Genomic DNA, 16,882 nt, shown 5'->3' on the forward strand with positions numbered 1-16,882 from the left:
TCGGGGCGGTCGAGGTGGGCATGCTGCGGGCGCTGTTCCGGGCCGGCATCCGGCCCGACGTGGTGCTCGGCACCTCGATCGGGGCGGTCAACGGCGCGCTGGTCGCCGCCGAACCGTCCGAGGCGGTCACCGACCGGCTGGTCCGGCTCTGGGCCTCCCCAGAGGCCAGTGAGGTGTACGGCGACTCGGTGGCCCGCCAACTGCGCCGGTTCGCCGCCCGTACCCACCTGCACTCGCCCCGCCCGCTGCGCAAGCTGCTGGAGGCCGAGCTGGGTGCGGAGACCACCTTCGCCGACCTCAAGGTGCCCTTCCGCTGCTGCGCGGCCAACATCGAGCGGGCCGCCGAGCACTGGTTCGACAGCGGACCGCTGGTGCCGGCAGTGCTCGCCTCCGCCTCGGTCCCGGGGCTCCTGCCGCCGGCCCGGATCGACGACCAGCACTACATCGACGGCGGGATCGTGAACTCCATCCCGATCGGCGAGGCGGTCGCCGTGGGCGCCACGCGGATCTTCGTACTCCAGGTGGGCCGGATCGAGCGGGCGCTGACCCCACCCCGGCGACCCTGGGAGATCGCCCAGGTCGCGTTCGAGATCGCCCGGCGGCACCGGTTCGCCCGGGAGATGGCGGCCCTGCCCGACGGGGTGGAGGTGCACGTGCTGCCCACCGGCGGGCTGGAGCCGCGCGACGACACGCCGTGGGCGTACCGGGACATGGCGGCGGTGGGGCGGCGGATCAGCCGCGCCTACACGGCCTCCCGGCGCTACCTGGCGACGCAGTTGGAGCACTGATGCCCCTACCACCACGGTGGGTACGCCGGCTGCTCCTGGCCCCCGGCGTGGTGCTGCTGGCCTTCCTGGTCGTGACGACCCTGCCGGTCTGGGCGCTGCTGGCGGCGGCCGCCTCGCCGCTGGTCCCGGGCCGGCTGCGGCCGCTGCGCCTGCTCTGGCTCGGCTGCGTCTACCTGGTCTGGGACGCGACGGCGCTGCTCGCGCTCTTCGTGCTCTGGGTGGCCTCCGGCTTCGGCTGGCGGGTCCGCTCGCCCGGCTTCCAGCGGGCGCACTACGTGCTCGCCGGCTGGTTCCTGCGGGCACTCTTCTGGCACGCCCGCTGGGCGCTGCACCTGAGCATCGACGTGGTGGGCACCGACCCGGACACGGCCCTGCCGGGCCGGCCCGAGCTGGTGCTCTGCCGGCACGCCGGCCCGGGCGACTCGTTCATCCTGATCCACGCCCTGGTCAACTGGTTCAACCGCGAGCCGCGGATCGTGCTGAAGGACAGCCTCCAGTGGGACCCGGCGGTCGACGTGCTGCTCAACCGGCTGCCGAACCGCTTCCTCGCGCCGGGGCCGGACCGCCGGGGGTCGGTGACCGAGCAGATCGGGCACCTGGCCCACGGCCTGGACGACGACGACGCGTTCGTGATCTTCCCGGAGGGGGGCAACTTCACCCCCGGCCGCCGGCTGCGGGCCATCGAGAAGCTGCGCGGCCTCGGCCTCGAACGGATGGCGCGGCGCGCGGAGCGGTTGCGGCACGTGCTCGCCCCGCAGCCGGGCGGGCTGCTCGCGGCGCTGGACGCCGCGCCCGACGCCGGGGTGATCTTCGTGGCGCACACCGGCCTGGACCGGATGCTGAGCGTCGGCGACGTGTGGCGGGAACTGCCGATGGACAAGCGGATCATCATGCGCTTCTGGTCGGTGCCGCCGGAGGAGGTGCCGACCGGCCGCCAGGAGCGGATCGACTGGCTTTTCGACTGGTGGGCGCGGATCGACGAGTGGATCGCGGCCAATCGGGACGGTGCCGCGTAGGGTGCGCTGGTGGACCAGATCTGCGTGGTGACGACGGTGGTGGACGCCCGTTCGGTCGCGGACGTGATGGCGGCGGCGGCCGTCGCCGGTCGGCTCGCCGCCTGCGCCCAGGTGGGCGGCCAGGTGGACAGCACCTACTGGTGGCGTTCCGGGGTGGACACGAGCACCGAGTGGTCGGTGCAGTTCAAGACCGCGCCGGACCGGGCCGCCGCGCTGGTGGAGCAGATCCGGGCCAGCCACCCGTACGAGGTGCCGGAGATCCTGGTCACCCGGGTGGAGAGCGGCGACCCCGCCTACGCCACCTGGGTGCACGAGCACACCCGGCCCTGAGTACCCGCACTCTGGTCAGGTGATCTCCCGGCCACCATGATGGCCGGGTGCAGAACACCGGTTATCCCTGTCCCGCCTGCGGCGCGCCGGCCGACCTCGGCTCCGGCTGCTCCGGTTGCGGCCGACCGCCGCACCCGGCCGCCGCCGAGGTGGTCCGGCTCGACCGGGAGATCGTCGCGCTCGGCGGCCAGGTCGAGCGGGCCCGCGCGGCGTACCAGGGACTCGCCGGCCGGCTGAACGCGGCCCGGCACCGTCGGGCGGCGCTGGCCGCCGCGGTCCGGGCGGAGTTCCCCGTGTCGCGCCCGGCGGCGCCCGCGACTCCGGGGCCGGTGCGCCCCGCGTCGGTCGCCACCCCGGTGCCGGCCCGCCCGGCGCCGGGCGTGACCCCGCCGCCGGCCGTGACCGTGCCGCCGGCCGCAACCCCGCCGCCGGCGTGGCCGGGCCGGGGGCCGGTCGCTCCGGTCCCCGCGCCGGCGGGTGCGGGCGTCGGCGGCGCGGAGACCTCCACCCGTACGGTGCAGGGCCTGCTCTTCGTCCTCGGTGGGCTGCTGCTGGGCACCGCCGCGGTGGTCTTCACGGCGGTCGCCTGGGCGTCGGTGGGGGTCGCCGGCCGGGCCCTGATCCTGTTCGCGTTCACCGCCCTCGCCCTGGCCGCGCCGCTGGTGGCGGTGCGGCGCGGGCTGCGCGGCACTGCGGAGACCTTCGCCGCCGTGGGGCTGCTGCTGGTGCTGCTGGACGGCTACGCCGCCTGGTCGGTGGACCTGGTCGGGGTGGCGGACTGGCCCGCCACCCGGTACGCCGCGCTGGTCGGGGGGGCCGGCGCGGCGGTCGCTGCCGGGTACGCCCGGCTCAGCGGTCTGACCGTGCCGTGGTTCGCGGCCCTGGTGACCGCGCAGCCGGTGCTGCCCCTGCTCGTCGTCGACGCCCGGCCGGACGCCGCCGGCTGGGCGATGACCTTCCTGGGGGTGGCGCTGCTCGACCTGGCGGTGCTGGTCGCGCTGCGCCGCCGGGGCGCTCCGGCGGCCGGTGCCGTGGCCGTCGGGCCGCCGGCCGCCGAGGGCCCGACCGTTGGTGGCCCCGTCGCCGGTGCCGTGGCCCCGGCCGCTGCGGCGCCCGCGCCGTCCGGCGAGCGTCCGGCGGTCCTCGCCGGGCGCGTCCTCGCCTGGGTGGGGCACGCGGGCGCGCTGTTCGTGGCCGCGTGCTGCGCGCTCGTACCGCTGGCCCTCGGCCGGGCCGCCGGCGTTCCGCTGCTGGCCGGTGCGCCGCTGCTGCTGGTGGCGCTGACCCTGCTCGGCACCGCGCTGCTCACCGGCGGGGCGGTGTTCCGCGCGGTGGCCGCCGCGCTGCTGGTGCCGGTGCTGGCCGGCGCGGTGATCCGCCCGATCGCCGAGCTGGACCTGTCGCTGCTGCTCACGGCGCTGGTCGTGGTGGCGGTGGCCGGCGCGGTACGGCTGCTGCCCGCCGGGTGGCGGACCGGTCCCCGGGCCGGCGCGCTGCTGGTGGCCGGCGGGACGGCGCAGTTCGTCGTGCTGCTGGCCGTCGCGCTCGCCGGCGCCACCGCCGGCCGGTCGCTGCCGCCGTGGCAGGGGGCCGCCGCCGGGCCCGACGCCGACGGGGGGTGGCAGCTTCCGGTGGCGATCGCGCTGACCGTGGCCGCCTTCGGACTGTTGCTGCCGAGGGCCGCCCGGCCGGCGCTGGCCGCGATCGGCGCGGCGGTCGTCGTGCTGGCGGTGCCGGCCGGCTGGCCGTCGCCCTGGCCGGCGGTGGTGGCGCTGGACCTGGTGGCGGCGGTGGGCCTGCTGGCCGTCGCGGTGGGGCGTCCGGGCGTCCGGTCCTGGACGGTCCTGGCCGCGGGGGTGGCAGGGACCCTCCTGCTCGGGCACGGACTGGTCGTCGGGTTCGCCGCGACGGCGGGTGCGGGTGCGGCGCTAGCGGTGGTGCTGGTCGCCGGGACCGCCGTGGCGGCGGCCGGCCGGCGCGGCACGGCCGTGCAGCGCCGGGTGGCCGGGGCGGCGTCGGCCGTCGTGCCGGTCGCGGTGCCGGCCGGCGCGGTCGTCGCCCTCCTCGCCGCCGGTGCGCCGGCCTGGTGGCAGGCGCGGGCGGCGCTCGCCGCCGTCGCGCTGCTGCCCGTCGGGCTGCTCGCGGTCCGCCGGCACTGGCCCGACCTGCGGGCGTACGCCTCCGGCGGGGTCGCCGTGGCGGTCACGGCGGTCGGGTTGGCGCCGCTGGTCGTACCGGCCGACGAACCGGTGACGCTCTACGCCGCCGTGGCGGTCCTGCTGGCGACGCTGGGCGGTGCGGTGCGCTCCGACGTCGTCCTGCGGGTGGCCGGCATCGGGCTGCTGGTGGTCTCGGCCGCCGCCGCCCTGCCGGTGGCGTTGACGGCGCTCGTCGCCCCGTACGGCGAGGTGTCGCCCTGGTCCGGGGCGCCCACGGTCCGGGCCGACCCGGGGGCGCTCCCGGTGGGCCTGGCGTTGGCCGTGCTGGCGGTGGCCGGGGTGCTGGCCGGCCGGCGGTACCGGGCTGCCGTGCGGACCGGCCCCACCGGCGCGGACGCCGTTCCGTCGGCGGACGCCGTCCCGTCGGCGGGCGCCGGCCATGCTGCGGGCGCCGGCCATGCTGCGGGCGCCGGTTGGTGGCGGGGCGCGCTGGTCGCGGTGCCGTTCGCCGCGGCCGCGCTGCCCGTGCTGCTGGTGGCCGCAGGCGTGCCGTGGCCGGTGCTGCCGGTAGGCACGCTGCTCGGCGGGGTGGCCCTGGTGCTGCTCGCCGCCCTGGCCGCACCGCGTCCGCTGCTCGCCCCGGTCGGGTTGCCGGTGGGTCTGGTGCTGGTGGCGTCCGGGCTGCTCGGGCTGCTGGCCACCCGGACGGGCACGATCGTCGGCCTCGGCGTGCTCGTCGTCGCGGCGGCGGTGGTCGGGGTGGCGGCCCGCCGCGACGACGCCCGGCTGGGCGGTGCCCTGGTCGCGGTGGCCGCCGCGACCAGCCTCGCGGTCGTCGCGCCGCTGGCCGGCGGGCTGCCGGTACGGGCGGCCACGTTCAGCGTGCTCGCCGTCGCGGCACTCACCCTGGCCGCCGCGGCGGTGCTCGGTCGGGTCGGGGTGTCCCCGGCCGGTCCGGCCCGCCGGGGACGGGCCACGGCGGCGGCGTTGGACGCGGCGGCCCAGGCGGTGGCGCTGGTCGCGCTGCTGCTCGCGGTGGGCTCGCTCCGCCACGCCGCGGCGGTCTGCGTGCTGTGGGGCGCCGCCGTCGCGCTGCGGGTGCTGCCCCGGGGCGAGTCGGCGGGCCGGCGGTGGGCCTTCGCGGGCATCGCGGGCGGCAGTGAGCTGCTCGGCGGCTGGCTGCTGCTGGCCGCCGGCGACGTGGCGGTGCTGGAGGCGTACACGGTGCCGGCGGCGGCGCTGGCTCTCGTGGCGGGCGTGGTGGCGCTGCGTACCCGGCCAGGGTTGAACAGCTGGCTGGCGCTGGGTCCGGGGCTCGCGGCCGGGCTGCTGCCGAGCCTGGTGTCCGTGCTGGTGGCTGCGGACCCCCAGCCGTGGCGGCGGCTGCTGCTGGGCGTCGCCGCGCTCGCCGCGGTGCTCGCCGGGGCGACCCGCCGCTGGCAGGCGCCGGTGCTGCTGGGTGGGGTGACCCTGGCACTGCTCGCGCTGCACGAGCTGGTCCGTGGCTGGGACCTGCTGCCCCGGTGGATCTTCCTGGCCGTCGGCGGGTTCGCGCTGATCGGGCTCGCCACGACCTACGAGCGGCGCCGCCGGGACCTGGCCCGGCTCCGGGCCGCCGTCGGCCGGATGGGCTGATCAGGCCCGGTCACGGGTGCCGGGGGTAGGGCTCGCCCTACCCCCGAACCGGGGGTGGGCAGGGTTACTCAGCGCAACCGTTCGCCGGAGACTGGGAGCGGGACGCGCCGGCCGGCGCGCTCCGGGATCGAGGAACTGGAACGGGAGCCGCGATGGTGCTCGGAGCGGTGGCGGACCCGCCGGTACGGCGGGGCAGTGACTACGCGCAGTTGTCCCGGCGGATCAGCGGGGCGGGCCTGCTGGAGCGACGCCCGGGACGGTACGTGACCCGGATCGTGCTCACGCTGGGCGTCTTCGCGGCGGGCTGGGCGGCCGTCGGGCTGGTCGGCGACTCGTGGGCGCAGCTCCTGGTCGCCGTCTTCCTCGCCGTCGCCACCACCCAGGTCGCGTTCCTCGGCCACGACGCCGGCCACCGGCAGATGTTCCGGCGGCGCGGGCCGAGCGAGGCCATCGGCCTGCTCACCGGCAACCTGGCGGTCGGGCTGAGCTACGGCTGGTGGGTCGACAAGCACAACCGGCACCACGCCAACCCCAACCACGAGGACGAGGACCCCGACGTCGGGGCCGGCGCGCTGGTCTGGACGTACGAGCAGGCCGCCGCGACGCGCGGGTTCGGTCGCCGGCTGGCCCGCCGGCAGGCGTGGCTGTTCTTCCCGATGCTGCTGCTGGAGGGGCTCGCCCTGCACGTGGCGAGCGTGCAGGCGATCGTGGGGCGGGACTCCGACGGCGGGTTCCGCACCCCGATGCGGCACCGCCGCGTCGAGGCGCTGCTGCTGGTCCTACACGCCGTGGGCTACCTCGGTGCGCTGCTGCTGGTGATGTCGCCGGTGAAGGCGCTGCTCTTCGTCGCCGTCCACCAGGGGCTGTGGGGCTTCTACATGGGCTGCTCGTTCGCCCCCAACCACAAGGGCATGCCGATGCCCACCGCCGACGACGACCTGGACTTCCTGCGTAAGCAGGTGCTCACCTCCCGCAACGTGCGGGGCAGTCGGCTCGTCGACGTCGCCCTGGGCGGGCTCAACTACCAGATCGAGCACCACCTGTTCCCGAACATGCCCCGGGCCAACCTGCGCCGGGCCCGGCCGATCGTCCGCGCCTTCTGCGCCGAGCAGGGCATCCCGTACGCCGAGACGGGGCTGGTCGAGTCGTACCGTCAGGCGCTCGCGCACCTGCACGAGGTGGGCCGGCCGCTGCGCGGCTGACACGCGCGAACGGGGGCGGCGCCGACCGGCGCCGCCCCCGTTCCGTGTGCGGTAGGGCTCAGGAGCCCATGGACTCGATCAGCTCCTGCGGGGCCTCCTGCGTGTCGCCCGCGGGGGGCTTCTTGACGGTGACCGGGGCGCCGAAGTCCGAGTAGTTGGTGATCATGGTGCCCAGCGACTCGTGCAGCACCTGGGTGTCGATGGCGAACTCGACGAGCCGGCCCTGGTCGTCCACCCTGGCGGTGAACGGGACGGCCTTGGCCTTGTCACCGAGGGCCTGGATGGCCTTGTCGTCGGGCTTGGTGCGGGTGTAGTCGAGGGTGCCGGAGTAGCTGCCCGGGGCGGTCCTCTCGACATCCACCACGCTGTCGACCATCTGCTTCGCGCCGCCCGGGTCGCCGTCGGGCATCAGGTTGAGCTGACCGCTCTTGCCGAGCTTGGTGGCGTCCATGTGCATCCACTTCTTCGGCATCCCCTGCATGCCGGTGACCTTCAGGTAGACGTCGTTGCCGAGCATCAGGATCCGGAAGGTGCCTTCCGCGCCCATCTTCAGCGTCATGTCGCCGGTCTTGGTGGCCGGGTCCATCACGCCGCTGCCGTTGATGACCGGCGACGTGAGCCGCATCTTGACGGTCTGTTGGTTCAGCTTCTTCGCGGCGGCGGCCAGCTCGGCGCGGGCGTCGGCGGGGGCGCTGCTGGCCGGTGCCGCGCCGGTGGTGCCACCGTCGCCGGCCGGAGCAGCCGTGTCCGTCCCCGTACCGCACCCGGTGAGACCGAGGGCGAGCGCGGCGACGAGCGCGACCCCCGTGGTCGCCAGCCGTCGAGTGTTCATCGTGGAAATCTCCTCACGCAGGGTGGGCCGGGGCGACGCCGGTCGCGGGCCCGGCCGGGCCGCCGGTCAGCCTAACCCCGCCGGTCCACAGCCGCTCATCTATGCCGTGGCGATCTTCGGACCGCCGCGCCGCCGGGGTGGGCCACACCTCCCGCCGCTGGTCGGCGTCGTCGCGACCGGTCCCGGTAGGGTCTCCCCATGGCAGACGTGCTCACCGCCGAGGCGGTGCGAGACGAGCTGGGTGGGCTGGCGGGCTGGTCGGGAGACCCCGCCGGGATCACCCGCACCGTGGAGCTGGCCAGCTTCCCGGCGGCCATCGCGGTGGTCGACCGGGTCGCCGTGACGGCGGAGGAACTGGACCACCACCCCGACATCGACATCCGCTGGCGGGCCCTGACCTTCCGGTGCGTCACGCACTCGGCGGGCGGGGTCACGCGGCGTGACCTGGAACTGGCTCGGCGGATCGACGAGATCGTGGGGAGCGTCGGATGAGATTCGAGATCAGCAAGGTGCTGGACGCCATCGAGGGCCGGGTCAGCACCGACCCGTCGCTGGCCCGGGCCGTCGTCGACCTGGCCGAGGTGATCCGCTACCAGGATCTCGACGGCGGCCGGCCGGCGAGCCTGCTCCGCCTCGGCATGGTGATCGACGCCCTCGCCCGGGAGATGGAGGAGGACAGCGTCCCGGTCTACGCGGTGGTCCACCGGGCCCTGCTCTCCGACGCCGACCTCACCTCCAACGAGCGCATGGTGGTCCGCCGGTGGGCCGACGACGGGCTGGTCGAGGTGCTCGACAACCCGGGCGACCGGATGCTGGAGGTGGCGGACCTGCTCGGGCTGCCCGTGCTCACCCGGGTGCGGGCCGACGGCCTGCGCGGGCGCTACCCGTGGCTGGTCGAGCAGGCCGGCCGGGTGCTCGCCCCGGTGCCCGGCGCCGGCGGGCCGGCCTTCGTCGCCCACGTCGGCGGCGGGCACACGCCCGTCGCCGGTGACCGGTCACCGGCCGGCGTGAAGCTGCTCGCCCGGCGCTGGCGCTGCGCGGAGCCCGGCTGCGCGCTCTTCGGCGGTGGTGGGGGCGGCGGGGCCTTCGCCGACCTGTCCCGGGTGGTGGAGCGCAGCCCGGCCGGCCAGCCGCCGCCCACGCTGCGCGGCGGCGTGCCGACCTGCCCCCGGCACGGCACCCGGCTCGGCGACGCCGGTCCGCGACCGCGGAGCGCCGTCCTGGCCGTGCGGGTGGGCGGGCTGATCCGCCGACGCTTCGTGCTCACCGAGGAGGAGCCGGCGGTGGTCGGCCGCGCCCCCGACCAGGCCGGCGGGATCACGCTCGGGCAGTGGCTCAACGACGAGGCGCGCCGCTGGATCAGCCGCAGCCACGTCCGGTTCGAGCTGCGGGTCGGCGAGGTGATCGTGACCGACGTGAGCACCAACGGCTCGGGCATCCGCCCGGGCGGGTCGATGGCGGAGGGCGACCGGGTCCCGCTGGCGCCGCAGCAGTCCCGGGTGCTGGCGGAGGGCGACATGGTGGAGCTCTACCCCGGGGTGCAGATCGGCCGGCCCGACGAGCTTCCCACCGGAGCCCCCTACACGCCCACGTCGGTCATGGCCGAGGCGCCCACGATGGCGATGCGCCTGCCCCGCTGAGCCGCCGGGAGACGACGGCGGGCGCCGGGACCGTGGTCCCGACGCCCGCCCGTGTCGTACGGGGCTCAGCCGGCCAGCACCGCGGCGAGCTGGGCGACCGCGTGGTCGATCTCCTCCTCGGTGATCACCAGCGGCGGGGCGAGCCGGATGGTGGCGCCGTGGGTGTCCTTGGCGAGCACCCCGCGCTCGGCGAGCCGCTCGCACGCCTCCCGGCCGCTCATCAGCGCCGGGTCGATGTCGAGGCCGGCCCACAGGCCCCGGCCCCGCACCGCGACGAGGCCCCTGCCGACCAGCGACCGGAGGCCGGCGTGCAGCCGGGCGCCCAGCTCGGTCGAGCGCCGCTGGAACTCGCCGGTGGCCAGCAGCCGGACGACCTCGGTGGCGACGGCGCAGGCCAGCGGGTTGCCGCCGAACGTGGAGCCGTGCTGGCCCGGCCTGAGCACGCCGAGCACGTCGGCGTTCGCGGCCACCGCGGAGACCGGCACGATGCCGCCGCCGAGCGCCTTGCCCAGCAGGTACATGTCGGGCGTGACGCCCTCGTGGTCGCAGGCGAAGGTGTCCCCGGTCCGGCCGAGGCCGGACTGGATCTCGTCGGCGATGAAGAGCACGTTCTGCTCGGTGCAGACCCGGCGTACGCCCGGCAGGTAGCCCTCCGGCGGCACGACGACGCCCTGCTCGCCCTGGATCGGCTCGATCAGCACCGCGACGGTGTTCTCGTCGATGGCGGCGGTCAGCGCCGCCAGGTCGCCGTAGGGGACGACCGTGAACCCCGGGGTGTACGGCCCGAAGTCGGCCCGGGCGTCCTCGTCGGTGGAGAAGCTGACGATGGTGGTCGTCCGGCCGTGGAAGTTCCCCTCGGCCACCACGATGTTGGCCTGCCCCGGCGCGACGCCCTTGACCTGGTAGCCCCACTTGCGGGCGACCTTGATGCCGGTCTCCACGGCCTCGGCGCCGGTGTTCATCGGCAGCACGAGGTCCTTGCGGCACAGCTCGGCCAGCTCGCGGCAGAAGTCGGCGAACTGGTCGTGGACGAACGCCCGGCTGGTGAGCGTCAGCCGGTCGAGCTGCGCGTGCGCGGCGGCGATCAGCGTCGGGTGGCGGTGGCCGAAGTTCAGCGCCGAGTAGCCGGCCAGGCAGTCGAGGTAGCGGCGGCCGTCCACGTCGGTCAGCCAGGAGCCCTCGGCGGAGGAGATGACCACCGGCAGCGGGTGGTAGTTGTGCGCGGTCCACCGCTCCGCGTCGCGGATCGCCTCCGGCGTCCGCAGCATGTCGTCGATCACTGGCTCGCCTTTCCCTGACGGAGTCGCAACGTGCAGCACTTCGGTCCGCCGCCGGCCTTGCGCAGCTCGGAGAGGTCGACACCGATCGTCTCGTAGCCCCGGTCGCGCAGCTTCGCGGCCAGGCCGGTGGCCTGCTCCGGCAGCACCACGTGCCGGCCGTCGCTGACCGCGTTCAGCCCGAAGACCTCGGCGTCGGCGAGGGTGGCGTGCACCGCGTCGGGGAAGAGCCGGCGCAGCACCGCCCGGCTGCCCGGCGAGAACGCCTCCGGCAGGTACGCCACCGTCCGCTCGTCGAGCACGGTGAGCGCGGTGTCCAGGTGGTAGAAGCGCGGGTCGACCAGCTGCATGGTCACCACGGGGTAGCCGAAGACCTCCTGGAGCTGCGCGTGCGAGGCGTGCGCGGTGCGGAAGCCGGTGCCGGCCAGCAGGAAGTCGCCGGCCAGCAGGATGTCGCCCTCGCCCTCGTTGACGTGCTTCGGGTCGTGCCTCTCGAAGCCGGCGGCCTCGAACCAGGCGCGGTAGGCGGGGGCCTCGTCGGCGCGCTGCGGGTCGCGGAACTGCACGGCCATCGCCTTGCCGTCGATCACCGTGCCGCCGTTGGCGGCGAACACCATGTCGGGCAGGCCGGGCACCGGAGCGATCTCCTCGACGGTGTGGCCCAGGTCCCGGTAGATCTGGCGCAGCTGCTCCCACTGCCGGACGGCGAGGTCGGCGTCGACCGGCGCGGTCGGGTCCATCCACGGGTTGATGGCGTAGTCGACGGCGAAGTACGTCGGCCGGCACATCAGGAAGCGCTGGCTGGTGGCGTCCATCGTCATTGTCCTGCTCCCAGGGGTCGGGCGCGCCCGGCCACCTTCGGCCCACGGGCTGGCGCCGTTGCTCAACGTTATGCGGCGCTGATGGTGGAATCCACCGCTGGAAGTTGCGCAGGCCGACGGAACGTTGCGTCTGGGGAGTGCTGAACGATGGTTCGTTGCGTATCGGGCCCTGTCGGTGTGCCCGGCCGAAATGCGGGCCCGGAAAACACTTCGGGGGCGGCGAACCGCCGCCCCCGAAAAAGGGTTGCCCGGCTGGTGAACCACCAGGCTGGTCGGGCGTCGCCGGTGAACCACCGGCGCTGCCGGCGCATCGCCGGCGAGCCGAACAGTGCCCGCTAGAAGCGGTCCACAAACTGTGAGTCGAGCCACTCGCGGAACCGCTGCACCCAGTCCCCGTCGGTGGTCGGCCAGTCGAACTGGCCGGTCATCGCCAGCACGCCCAGCACCACCGCGCCGAGGCCCAGCGCGACGCCGAGCAGCGCGTCGGTCTTGCCGGCGATGTGCCGGCGACGGGTGGCCATCAGGCCCAGCACCGCGAGGACCGCGCCGAGGGCGCCGAGGGCGATGCCGTACCCGGCGAGGCTGCCGGTGAGCACGAAGAGCGCCCCGGCCACGCCGACGATCAGCCCCAGCGTGGCGAGGATGCTGGCTCGGGGCTTCGGGCCGGCGACCACCGGCCGCTCCGGCTCGCGGTCGGGGACGCCGTCGCCGTCGCGGTCGACGGGCCGCTCCACGGTGTCCCCGTCGACCGCGCGGTCCCGGTCCGTCCGGGCGCCCAGCGCCGCGTTCCGGTCCAGATCGGTCGTCCGACCGTCGAGGGTCCGTTCGAGCGCCGGGTCGGGCTCGGTGCTCCGGGGGGCGCGTCGGTCGTCGTCGATGGGTCGGGCCGTGGCCGCCCGGGCGACGGCCGCCCGCTCGGCCGCCCGCCGCTCGGCGGCGCCGTCCCGCCCGGCGCCGTCGGGCGCGGCGCTGCTGCGGTAGGTCGTCTGCTCGCCGTCGCGGTCGGTGACCATCGGACGGCTGGGCCCGCTGCCGCCGTCCGCGTCGGCCCGCAGCGCGCCGTCCCGGCCGGTGCCGGCGGGAGCGTCACGGTCGTCGACGCGGCCGTCGAGGTTCTCGTCCCGTGTCGGCGCCTCTTCCGACCTGCGGGACAGCGAGGGAATCTTCACCACACACACCTCCTCGTGAATGCGTGGTGGCCGATGCAAAGACTTGCCGCCCACGCGGTACACGTCCGCAATACCCAGGTGGTCGTTCTCCGACACGGATACCCGGCCGGCCGTTCTCCGAGGGGTGCCCGCCCGGCAGGCCGCCGGGCGGGCACCCCACGCCGGGTCGAGGCGTGTCAGGCGGGCACCGTCCACTTCTGGTTCGCGCCCCCGGTGCACGTCCAGACCTGGGTCGGTGTCGCGTTGGCCGAGCTGTTGTCCACCACGTCCAGGCACTTGTTCGCGCTGGCGCTGACCAGGTCGCGGGCCGCCGTCGCGGTCCACCGCTGGTTCGCGGCGCCGGTGCAGGTCCACAACTGGGTCCGGGTGCCGTCGGCGGTGGCGTTGTCCCGGACGTCCAGGCACTTGCCCAGCGCCCGTACGGTGCCGTCGGCGCCGAGCGTCCACTGCTGCGCGGCGCTGCCGTTGCAGTCGTACAGCTGGACGGCGGTGCCGTCGGCGCTGTTGGCCCCGGCGACGTCGAGGCACCTGCCGGCCAGGCCGACGATCGGGCCGGTCCGCCCGCCGCCGGACTGGCTGCCCGACCAGGTGAACGTGGCCGTGGTCCGGGCCGGCAGCGAGTACGTGAAGGACTGCCCGCCCCAGACGACCTTGACCGACTGGGCGCCGGTGCCGCCGTTGTGCGCGATGAGCGCCTTGGACCCGTCCGGGTTCGCATACGCCACGTTCTGCACCGTGCCGTTGGCGGTCGAGTCGATCCGGTACGCGCCGGGCTTGACGAACTTCGTCAGGTGCCCGGTGGTGTAGTACTCGACGGTGTAGTCGACCTGGCCTGCGCGGGGGCCGCCCTCCTGCACGGTGACCAGGCCGGTGCAGATGTCGCAGCCGCCGTTGTGCGGGCCCATGTTCTGGTTCAGGGCGAGGCTCCACTTGACCAGGCTGCTGCTGTAGTTGCGGGCGTAGTTGACGATGTCGGCCAGGTCCTCGTTGTGCTGGTTGCCGATCCAGGTGCCGCCCGAGTGCTCGGTGCTGAACTGGCGCACCGACGGGTACTGGTTGCGCACCTGGGTGCCGACGGACGGCTCACCGAAGTAGCCGTGCCAGGCGATGCCGCCGAAGAGCGGGTCGTTGCGGATGCCCGGGTCGGCCAGCAGCACCGCCCCGAAGTTGGGGTGGTCGCCGTAGTTCCAGTCGTGCACGAGGACCTTGGTGCCGAGGCCGGCGGCGCGCAGCGCGGGGTAGAGGTGGTTCTTGGTGAACTCGACCAGCCCTGGCCCGTTCCAGCTCATGCCCGGGTAGTTCATCTCAGTCGGCGCGGCGGGCTTGCAGCAGTTCGGCTCGTTCTGCACCGACAGGTAGTTCACCGGAATGCCGGCGGCCTGGTAGGTCTGCACGTACCTGACCAGGTACTGGGCGTACATCGGGTAGTACTCCCACTTGAGCCAGCCCATCTGGTCCATCCGGCCGTTGTCCTTCATCCAGCCGGGGGCGCTCCACGGCACCCCCTTCACCCGCAGTTCCGGGTTGAGCGACCGGGCCTGGGCGGTGAGCAGCCGCACGTTGGTGTCGTAGCCGTTGCTGTAGAAGTCGTTGAGGTCGCAGCAGGTGTCGTCGAGGGAGACGTTGCCGGGGCGGGAGAGGTCCGAGGCGCCGATGGGGTTGCGGACGAAGGAGAGCCCGATGCCGTCGGTCGGGGAGAAGAGCTTGCGCATCACGGCGTCGCGGGTGGCCGCGCTGATCGGCCCGCCCCGGAACAGGTACGCGGTGGTGTCCGTGATCGACGCGCCACCGCCCTCGAACTGCTGGTAGCGGGTGTTCTCGTTGACGGTGACGGTGTGCGTCGCGCCGCCGCTGGAGGAGGCGAAGGCGAGCGGGGCCTGCTGCTGGAGGCCCCGGCTCACCTGGCGGCCACCGGGGTCCGTCGTGGTGGTCAGCCAGACGTTCACCGGCTCGTTGGCGGCGGACGCCGGCGCCGGCAGCGTGACCGTGGCGGCGGCCACGGCGGTGACGAGCGCGAGCAGGCCGGCGCCTGCGGACGCGACTCGGCGCCGGGCTCGCCGGCGGTGACCCGCCGTGGCGGGTACGGGAGTGGTGGACATCGGGTGTCTTCCTCTCGCGCGGCGGTGATGGCGATGTGCGAACGCACGAACCGGCCGGTAACGGGCGCGTTTATGTCACGGATTGCCCGGACCTGTCCGAACCTCCGTGAGACCCAGTTAATATTCCTTCGTAATAGAAGTCAATGAATCTGCCCGACTGTCTGTCCGGCGCGCTGCACGCGTGCGGCAGCAGGGATCCACCCGGTCCCGCGCCGACCTTCGTCCCCGGCGCGCTGGCTATCCTTGGCACCCGTGCCAGAGGGACACACCATCCACCGCCTGGCGGCGCGGCACGCCGAGCTGTTCGGCGGGGACAAGCTGCACGCCGCCAGCCCGCAGGGCCGCTTCGCCGAGGGCGCGGCCCGCCTCTCCGGCACCGTCCTGGAGAGCACCGAGGCGTACGGTAAGCACCTGCTGCACCACCACGCGGGCGAGCTGACCCTGCACGTGCACCTCGGGCTCTACGGCAGGTTCGCCGACGGCGCCGGGGAGCCGCCGGAGCCCGTCGGCCAGGTGCGGCTGCGGCTGACCAGCGACCGGCACTGGCTCGACCTGCGCGGCCCCACCGCCTGCGAGCTGCTCACCCCGCCCGAGGTCGCGGCGCTGCGGGCCCGGCTCGGCCCCGACCCGCTGCGCGCCGACGCCGACCCCGAGCGGGCGTACGCCCGGATCTCCCGCAGCCCCACGCCGCTGGCCGCGCTGCTGCTCGACCAGTCGGTGGTGGCCGGCACCGGGCTGATCTTCGTCACCGAGGCGCTGTTCCGGGCCGGGCTGCCGCCGACGCTGCCCGGCCGGCGGCTGACCCGCGCCGGCTGGGACGCGCTCTGGGCCGACCTGGTGGCGCTGATGCGGCTCGCCGTCACGCGCGGCCGCATCGACACCGTCCGCGACACGCACCTGCCCGAGGCGATGGGCCGCCCCGCCCGCGTCGACCGGCACGGCGGCGAGGTGTACGTCTACCGCCGCCCCGGCGACCCCTGCCACGTCTGCGCCACGCCGGTCAGCCGGGGCGAACTGGCCGGCCGCAACCTCTACTGGTGCCCCACCTGCCAACCGTCCTGACCGCCGCCCACGCCGACGTCGGTCTCACCGGGGAGGCGCGGCGAGCAGCCAGCGGACCACCTCGACCTGGTGCGGGAAGACCTGCCCCTCGCCGAAGCTCCAGGCCAGCGTCTGTCCGATCGTCCAGCCCCACACCCGCTCCCGGTCCAGGCCCAGCTCCGCGCTGAGCCGGTCCAGCCGGTGCCGTACGGCGTCCGGCGAGTGCCCCAGCTCCGCGCCGCGCACCAGCGGCACCACCCCGAACTCGCGCTCGCCGGTCAGCGGCTTCGGGTCGATGACCAGCCACGGCTCCCGGGTCGCCCGCAGCACGTTGCCGGCGTGCAGGTCCTGGTTGACGAGCACCTGCTCGCCCTGGCTGTCGACCAGGTCGGCCAGCAGCCCGAGCGCCGTGTCGATCAGCCGCCGCTCGTACGGCCGGCCGGCCCGCTCCCAGTTGGCCGGCAACCGTTCCGCCCAGCCGGCTGCCTCCTCGGCGAGTGGGGTGAACGGCGCACCGGGCGGGCGCCAGACCCGGGGCAGCAACTCCACCGCCGCGTCCAGCGCCGCGTCGGCGGGCAACTCGTGCAGCGGCGTGCCGGGCACGCACCGCTCGACCAGCATCGCCCGCCGCTCCGGGTCGTGGGCGAGCAACCGGGCCGCCCCCACCCCGGCCCAGCGCTCCAGTGCCGTCGCCTCGTGGACGCTGTCGGGGTCCGGGTACTGGAGCTTCAGCACCGCCGGGGTGCCGTCGGGCAGCTCCGCCGGCAGGGCCAGCGAGGCGAAGGCGTACGGGAAGGGCGGCCCGAGCCGCAGCGACCAGCGCGCCGTGCAGGCGGCCAGCCTGTCCGGCAGCGCCGCCAGCCACTCCCGCCC

14 protein-coding genes are annotated in these 16,882 nt (G+C 75.2%); 8 read left to right on the forward strand and 6 right to left on the reverse strand.

Going from position 1 to position 16,882, the window contains the following annotated elements:
• The 5 genes from F6X68_RS19685 to F6X68_RS19705 form a co-directional block, all read left to right on the forward strand.
• Positions 1–788: patatin-like phospholipase family protein (locus F6X68_RS19685; RefSeq protein ID WP_151455674.1), on the forward strand; the 788-nt coding region annotated here is incomplete at its 5' end.
• Complete coding sequence (locus F6X68_RS19690; RefSeq protein ID WP_132231133.1) at positions 788–1,804, forward strand: 1-acyl-sn-glycerol-3-phosphate acyltransferase; 1,017 nt, start codon at positions 788–790, stop codon at positions 1,802–1,804. The genes F6X68_RS19685 and F6X68_RS19690, both read left to right, overlap by 1 nt.
• Positions 1,805–1,813: 9 nt before the next feature.
• On the forward strand, positions 1,814–2,134 hold the full coding sequence (gene cutA / locus F6X68_RS19695; protein WP_151455675.1) for a divalent-cation tolerance protein CutA: 321 nt from the start codon (positions 1,814–1,816) through the stop codon (positions 2,132–2,134).
• A 47-nt stretch (positions 2,135–2,181) separates the two neighbouring features.
• Positions 2,182–5,928, forward strand: a complete 3,747-nt coding sequence (locus F6X68_RS19700) for an SCO7613 C-terminal domain-containing membrane protein (RefSeq protein ID WP_151455676.1) — start codon at positions 2,182–2,184, stop codon at positions 5,926–5,928.
• 152 nt (positions 5,929–6,080) lie between these two features.
• Positions 6,081–7,130 carry an acyl-CoA desaturase gene (locus F6X68_RS19705; protein ID WP_151455677.1) on the forward strand — a complete coding sequence of 350 codons (1,050 nt, stop codon included), beginning with the start codon at positions 6,081–6,083 and terminating at the stop codon, positions 7,128–7,130.
• A 58-nt stretch (positions 7,131–7,188) separates the two neighbouring features.
• On the opposite strand, the gene F6X68_RS19710 is transcribed toward F6X68_RS19705, so the two are convergent.
• Complete coding sequence (locus F6X68_RS19710) at positions 7,189–7,962, reverse strand: hypothetical protein (RefSeq protein ID WP_151455678.1); 774 nt, start codon at positions 7,960–7,962, stop codon at positions 7,189–7,191.
• A 198-nt stretch (positions 7,963–8,160) separates the two neighbouring features.
• On the opposite strand from F6X68_RS19710, the gene F6X68_RS19715 reads away from it, so the two are divergent.
• Both F6X68_RS19715 and F6X68_RS19720 read left to right on the forward strand, forming a co-directional pair.
• Entirely contained in the window at positions 8,161–8,454 is a 294-nt protein-coding gene (locus F6X68_RS19715; protein ID WP_151455679.1) for a 4a-hydroxytetrahydrobiopterin dehydratase, read from the forward strand.
• Positions 8,451–9,602 carry an FHA domain-containing protein gene (locus F6X68_RS19720; protein ID WP_151455680.1) on the forward strand — a complete coding sequence of 384 codons (1,152 nt, stop codon included), beginning with the start codon at positions 8,451–8,453 and terminating at the stop codon, positions 9,600–9,602. The genes F6X68_RS19715 and F6X68_RS19720 overlap by 4 nt, the downstream gene beginning before the upstream one ends.
• Before the next feature lie 65 nt (positions 9,603–9,667).
• Here F6X68_RS19720 and rocD read toward each other — a convergent pair whose 3' ends face one another.
• From rocD to F6X68_RS19740, 4 genes are all read right to left on the reverse strand, one after another.
• Entirely contained in the window at positions 9,668–10,882 is a 1,215-nt protein-coding gene (gene rocD, locus F6X68_RS19725; protein WP_192581461.1) for an ornithine--oxo-acid transaminase, read from the reverse strand.
• Positions 10,879–11,694 (reverse strand): dimethylargininase, encoded by an 816-nt coding sequence (gene ddaH / locus F6X68_RS19730; RefSeq protein ID WP_192581462.1) that lies wholly within the window; start codon positions 11,692–11,694, stop codon positions 10,879–10,881. The genes rocD and ddaH overlap by 4 nt, the downstream gene beginning before the upstream one ends.
• 341 nt (positions 11,695–12,035) lie before the next feature.
• Complete coding sequence (locus F6X68_RS19735) at positions 12,036–12,872, reverse strand: UbiA family prenyltransferase (RefSeq protein WP_225852312.1); 837 nt, start codon at positions 12,870–12,872, stop codon at positions 12,036–12,038.
• 173 nt (positions 12,873–13,045) lie between these two features.
• Positions 13,046–14,968, reverse strand: a complete 1,923-nt coding sequence (locus F6X68_RS19740) for a lectin (RefSeq protein WP_151455682.1) — start codon at positions 14,966–14,968, stop codon at positions 13,046–13,048.
• Positions 14,969–15,220: 252 nt separating this feature from the next.
• On the opposite strand from F6X68_RS19740, the gene F6X68_RS19745 reads away from it, so the two are divergent.
• Positions 15,221–16,030 carry an Fpg/Nei family DNA glycosylase gene (locus F6X68_RS19745; RefSeq protein WP_151455683.1) on the forward strand — a complete coding sequence of 270 codons (810 nt, stop codon included), beginning with the start codon at positions 15,221–15,223 and terminating at the stop codon, positions 16,028–16,030.
• A gap of 24 nt (positions 16,031–16,054) precedes the next feature.
• Here the strand turns inward: F6X68_RS19745 and F6X68_RS19750 are convergent.
• Positions 16,055–16,882: aminoglycoside phosphotransferase family protein (locus F6X68_RS19750; protein ID WP_151455684.1), on the reverse strand; the 828-nt coding region annotated here is incomplete at its 5' end.

It is taken from the genome of Micromonospora sp. AMSO12t (genome assembly GCF_008806585.1).
Taxonomy (GTDB): Bacteria; Actinomycetota; Actinomycetes; order Mycobacteriales; family Micromonosporaceae; genus Micromonospora; species Micromonospora reichwaldensis.

Bases quoted from the DNA above. Each gene is read 5' to 3' on its own strand.
- ddaH (WP_192581462.1), bottom strand. From the start codon at position 11,694: ATGGACGCCACCAGCCAGCGCTTCCTGATGTGCCGGCCGACGTACTTC.
- F6X68_RS19740 (WP_151455682.1), bottom strand. From the start codon at position 14,968: ATGTCCACCACTCCCGTACCCGCCACGGCGGGTCACCGCCGGCGAGCC.
- F6X68_RS19720 (WP_151455680.1), top strand. From the start codon at position 8,451: ATGAGATTCGAGATCAGCAAGGTGCTGGACGCCATCGAGGGCCGGGTC.
- F6X68_RS19690 (WP_132231133.1), top strand. From the start codon at position 788: ATGCCCCTACCACCACGGTGGGTACGCCGGCTGCTCCTGGCCCCCGGC.
- F6X68_RS19715 (WP_151455679.1), top strand. From the start codon at position 8,161: ATGGCAGACGTGCTCACCGCCGAGGCGGTGCGAGACGAGCTGGGTGGG.
- F6X68_RS19710 (WP_151455678.1), bottom strand. From the start codon at position 7,962: ATGAACACTCGACGGCTGGCGACCACGGGGGTCGCGCTCGTCGCCGCG.
- F6X68_RS19705 (WP_151455677.1), top strand. From the start codon at position 6,081: ATGGTGCTCGGAGCGGTGGCGGACCCGCCGGTACGGCGGGGCAGTGAC.